This is a genomic window from Tenebrionibacter intestinalis (genome assembly GCF_016632365.1).
GTDB classification, from domain to species: Bacteria; Pseudomonadota; Gammaproteobacteria; order Enterobacterales; family Enterobacteriaceae; genus Tenebrionibacter; species Tenebrionibacter intestinalis.
In genome coordinates this window covers 1-4,620 of sequence record NZ_JAEPBH010000080.1, presented here as the reverse complement: position 1 = coordinate 4,620, position 4,620 = coordinate 1, and the positions used below count along the sequence as shown (strand labels likewise).

At 60.1% G+C, this 4,620-nt stretch carries 4 protein-coding genes and 1 pseudogene; all 5 read right to left on the bottom strand.

Annotation, left to right across the window (positions count from 1 at the left end):
• Positions 1 to 364, bottom strand: a 364-nt coding sequence (locus tag JJB97_RS17375) for a hypothetical protein (protein WP_238715340.1), incomplete at its 3' end; no start/stop codon positions are given.
• Entirely contained in the window at positions 348 to 1,463 is a 1,116-nt protein-coding gene (locus JJB97_RS17370) for a hypothetical protein (RefSeq protein WP_238715339.1), read from the bottom strand. The genes JJB97_RS17370 and JJB97_RS17375, both read right to left, overlap by 17 nt.
• The gene (locus JJB97_RS17365; protein WP_238715338.1) at positions 1,463 to 1,720 is read right to left on the bottom strand and encodes a PAAR domain-containing protein; all 258 of its coding nucleotides are present in this window, start codon (positions 1,718 to 1,720) and stop codon (positions 1,463 to 1,465) included. Before JJB97_RS17365 ends, JJB97_RS17370 begins: the two co-directional genes overlap by 1 nt.
• A gap of 13 nt (positions 1,721 to 1,733) precedes the next feature.
• Positions 1,734 to 4,130: a T6SS phospholipase effector Tle1-like catalytic domain-containing protein gene (locus tag JJB97_RS17360; protein WP_238715337.1), complete on the bottom strand. Its 2,397-nt coding sequence runs from the start codon at positions 4,128 to 4,130 to the stop codon at positions 1,734 to 1,736.
• Positions 4,118 to 4,602, bottom strand: a pseudogene (locus JJB97_RS17355) (DUF3304 domain-containing protein). Before JJB97_RS17355 ends, JJB97_RS17360 begins: the two are co-directional and overlap by 13 nt.
• Positions 4,603 to 4,620 lie beyond the last annotated feature (18 nt).

Below are 4,620 nucleotides of genomic sequence, written 5' to 3'. Positions count from 1 at the left end.
GCCAGAAGAAGGTGTAAACGGCGCGGAGGTGGTCGCGCAGTTCGCGGGCAAACAGGCGTAAAGGAGCAGTCGTCTGTGCATCGTTAGTTACCTGCGCCACACCCGCAATGCCTGTGCGCGCGCGCTGGCGGATAAGCTGCGTGCGCAGCAAATAACCGACTCCGCTAACAACAAACAGCAAGACCCAGGCAATAGCGCAGCCCAGTAAAATCGGGCCTATCCCATCCCACGTCGAAGGCCGCTGCGCGGGCCAGAGCCACCAGACTATGCCGGCAAGCGCCACCACAATCGTCACCACGAAAACAAACAGCAGCAGCGACAAAAAAACCGAAAGCCCCCCGGTTTGTTTATTGTCCTTTTCCATCAGGTTTTATGATTCCCAGTGCCAGTGTGTGTATGATATCGCAGGCTACCCAGCCACACGCCGTGGCGTGCGTTTGCGCATAACGGGCGGCAAGTGTCTGCGCCACCATAGCCTGCAGATGGCCGATATTTCCCCAGTAGCCATCCTGAATATGTTGCCGGGTGTTCCAGCCAATATTATCGAGCCCGGGAAACCCGGGTTGTGAAAAGATGAACGAGACATCCGGCGGCAGGCTAAGCTCGCTCTGCTGTTGCGCCCGCGCCGCCAGCGCCAGCACATCGGTATCCCGCTCTGCCTGAAAATACTCCCCGCAGGTGAGTTGCGCCCCCCCTTCGCAACCAAGCAGCCAGAGTACGGCCGCCTCGCCCGCAGGGCGCTCACTCGCGGCTGTGGCCGGCATAACACAGCAGCCAGCGCAAAGGAAAACCGCCCCAGGCGGACCGCTTCGCAGGCGTTCAATAAGTGCGGGCATGGCCTCTGCGCCACCCCAGCGCTCCGGCGCCTCCGGCAATGTCAGCCCCGGAAAACAGTTCATTGCCTGCTCCCGAAAGGCCTGCCAGGCGCCAGAGCTACCGACCCAGTAGCTGGCCGCTGGCGCAGGCAGCCTGCCTTCACGCTGTTCACACCACTGCAGCGCCAGTAAACGCGCCAGCGCCGCTTCCCGCGCGCCGATATCGCCGTGAAAAGTACGCGCCAGACGCAGCGCCGGGCCGCCTTCGGCCAGGCGAGGCGCCGGCGGGCGCAAGTTGCCGCTCATCAACGCCTGGCACTGCGCCGGCGTTACGCATGTGGGGCCAAGCAACACGCTCTCCTGCAGGGCGATGTGCCGCCTGTGCTCTGCCCACCAGACCGCCTGCACGCGGTCAGTTTCCAGCCTGTAGCGCTCGGCGTTGTGTACGCCTGCGCGCCAGTACAGCAGGCGCAGCAGCCAGGCCAGCATAAACAACGCCAGCGCGGCCAGTAAAAAAGCCAGCGTACCTGGCTCAGCCGCATACGTAGCGCTACCCACGCCCAGCAGCACAGCGCCGGCCGTTGACCAGTAGCGAGCGTTTGGCGCCAGCGGTTTCGGCCAGGGTGCAAATACGGGGGCCGGCTTCATTATTGCGCTATCTGGCTGTCAGGAAATGAACTGACCAGCGTGCAGCCGCAGGCGCAGCGGTCGCCGTGCAGCGCGACCGGCTGCCCGTCAACCTGAGCCAGGCCGCTGCCTTCGGCAATTTGCGTTATACCGTGGCGGGCGCATTTCACCGCATCGCCTTTGCAGGCTATCCCTTTACCGTGGCATAAATAGTGTCCCGACAGTACCTTGCCGCCATATTCGCGTAGCGTATCCCCCTGGCGTACAATACTTTTCATCCTTACCTCCCTTTTATGTTAATTCCGTTTCGCCCGGCGCCTCATCCCAGATACTGGCAAGCAACTGCTTTGCCTCGTCCCTGAACTGCCCGGCCATCTGTTCTTTTTGCTGGCGCACGAATTCGCCCGGCAAGCGGGTTTTTGCGGTAGTGAACGAAACGGGCAAACCGGTGGCGGTATCCACGGCTTTAATTTGCGTTTCAATACCCTCAGGCGTAACCACCTGGTTAAAGATAAACTCGACGGCGCCCAACACCGGCTGGCCTTTAATGGCAAGCAACAGGTTCCATTCCTTGCTACAGGCATCGCCAAAATAGATCTGGCGGTCGATAAAATAACTGGCGAAAGGCTCGCGGCTGCCCAGTGCGGCGTGCATAAACCAGGCGCGCGAGTCGTGAACCTGGTCATCAAACAGCGCGCGCACCCGCCCGGCGGGCTGCTCTGCGTTGCTCGCCTCGCCGTGCGCCGGAAAGAGTATTTTTACCCGCGCGTCGCCGTCTGCCTTTATGCGTTTACGCTCGGCGCGCTCATCGTCGCTGTTAATAATAAACAGGAGGTTCTGATACCCCTTGTCCACTATCAGATGCGCGGCGCTGGTTAACGTTCGCCATTTCCCGGCATAATCTTCGCCAAACTCCCGGGCGGCCTCATAAAGCTGGGTTTTGGCGATATCGGGGTCAAAATCTTTAACGCCGGGCAGCGCGGGGGTAAAGGGGTCGCCTTTTTTCCGGTTAGCCTGCTGCGCTTTTCTTTCCTCTTCAACGGCCTTCTGGGCCTGGTCCCGTTCCTTCTTTTTTTGTTTGCGCACCGCGTCATTTTCCATTGTGTTGGTGGCGCGCAGGTAAAACGGCGTTTTCAGCAGGCTTTTGCGGGCATAGCGTTCGATTCGCCAGGCGGTTATCCAGGCAATCTGGTTTTCAATGGCTTTCTCAAGGGTATGCCCCGCGTCTACCGGGCTGTAATTTATGGCCTCCCTGGCGGAAATGGGCGTCTTCGGAGCCGGAAGGCCCAGGGTTAGCTCACGCCAGGCGTTAAAACGGTTGATTAAGTCTGGTGCGATAACAAATTCTTTCGCTGAGGCCGCTGACATTTTACGCCATACGTCATTTGTTAAATCCCTGGGAAGGGCCAAAGATGGTACTTTTAATGGCGCACCAGCTTTAAACGCTTCGGCATAGAGGTCGTGCAGAACAATTTGCGATAATAAAAAATCATCACCGGTTTTAGCCTCAGGGTTTCCTTTTCCCTGATCGCCCGGCGGGTAGCCGCCGCCAACGTCAGAGTGCATACCGGGGTATACAACCTCAGCGCTGTGCTGCGGATACTGGCCCTGCGTGCGCCGCAGCGAATCAAGCGGGAAGCACAGGCGCTGCTCGTGGGCGGCCACAAACTGCACGCAGCGCTTAATCAGGCCGCTGAAGCGCGCCTCGTTGGGCAGCTCCATCGTATCATCCGCCCAGCCCATATGGCCTTCGGCCACGGGCGCGATATGGGCAATGCCCACGGAGGCGACGGTATCCAACAGCCCCAGAAACTCAACGCTCACGGGGATTTTTATACCGTGCACCTGCAGGCACTGCTCGGGCCGGCGCCCGCGGTCTTGAGGCTTAGTAATAAGCCCGGCCAGCCAGTTTACAAAGGCGCGCGCCTGCGCCGCGCCGCGTGAAAAGCCGTACACATACAGCTTAATGCCCAGCAGCTTTGGCTGGCCGGGGGAGGGCTGGTTAATGGCGTTATACAGCTTCGGCGCCATCCCGCGCAGCAGGCGCTGAAACTCCGCCTGGCGGTTAGCGGCGCCGGTTACCCCCATCGTCGCCATCCAGGTGCCCATCGCCTTTATGGATGCCAGGCAGGCGTCATCGTCAAGCCGCCCCAGCCCCAGGGCGCGCATCAGCGCATCAATAATGCGCAATAGCCCCCAGTTAATGCGCTCCTCGCCGCGGGCGGCGGCCACCAGCCCGGCGGCGCTGAAGTCATTATCCTCCACCTCCGGAAACGGCGTTCCAACGCCGGGCACATAGTATTTAAAATATTTTCCCCCGGTCTGCTCCGGGTTATCGGTTACCTCCTGCGGCGCGCCGCCCGCAAGCCCGGCCCCAATGGACGCCCGGAACAGGCGGGCAATATTGGTCGGGCTTTGTATTTCGCCCCGCCCGCCCTTCACGTACACATCATGGTTAAGGTTATTGCCGGTGCCGTCGAAAAACAGGCTGATACGGAGCGTTTTACAGCAGGGCATATCCACGCGCCGGCCCGCGGCCAGACACAGCTCCTGGCGATAAGCCAGCTCCTGGCTGTCCTGCCGCCGGCAGTGTTCCCCCACCAGCGCAGCCTGGGTCGGTAACCGGCCATCAACCGGAAACGCGGGGGGATAGCAAACGCTTGCCGCGCCAGATTTTATTTTGGACATACCTGCGGCTCCGGCATTCTTAACGGCTCCTTTACCGGATATTGCGGGTCGGAGTAGATATGGCAACTGGTGGTCACTTTGACCTTATCGCACGGCAGAAAATGCACCGAGATACCGCAGGTCTTTTGCCCGGTGTAATCAGGAACCAGGACTATGGCTGAGTGTTTTTTCCTTGAGGAATCTATTTTCCTCTCCCAGGCAAGATNCCATAACCGGGAAATTCATCTGTATCGCCAATCCCCGTTTCCCAGTCAATTTTTACCGTCATACCCGGCTGCCACTGCGCCGGCGCCCTGAAGCAACAGCCGCCCCCGCCCCCCTGGTGCGGGCCGATAATATCAATGCCCGACTGCCCGTTAACGCTAAAGTGGTTTATCGCCCAACGGGTATGGTTTACCGCCTCAATGGTGCCGCCCGCCGCCTGCGCCGGCGCCTGCTGGCAACCCGCCAACATCAGCCCCGCCAGCGCCATTCCTGCCCTGAATACCTT

Coding starts and splice junctions, on each gene's coding strand:
- JJB97_RS17370 (WP_238715339.1), bottom strand. CDS start 1,463: ATGAAGCCGGCCCCCGTATTTGCACCCTGGCCGAAACCGCTGGCGCCA.
- JJB97_RS17360 (WP_238715337.1), bottom strand. CDS start 4,130: ATGTCCAAAATAAAATCTGGCGCGGCAAGCGTTTGCTATCCCCCCGCG.
- JJB97_RS17365 (WP_238715338.1), bottom strand. CDS start 1,720: ATGAAAAGTATTGTACGCCAGGGGGATACGCTACGCGAATATGGCGGC.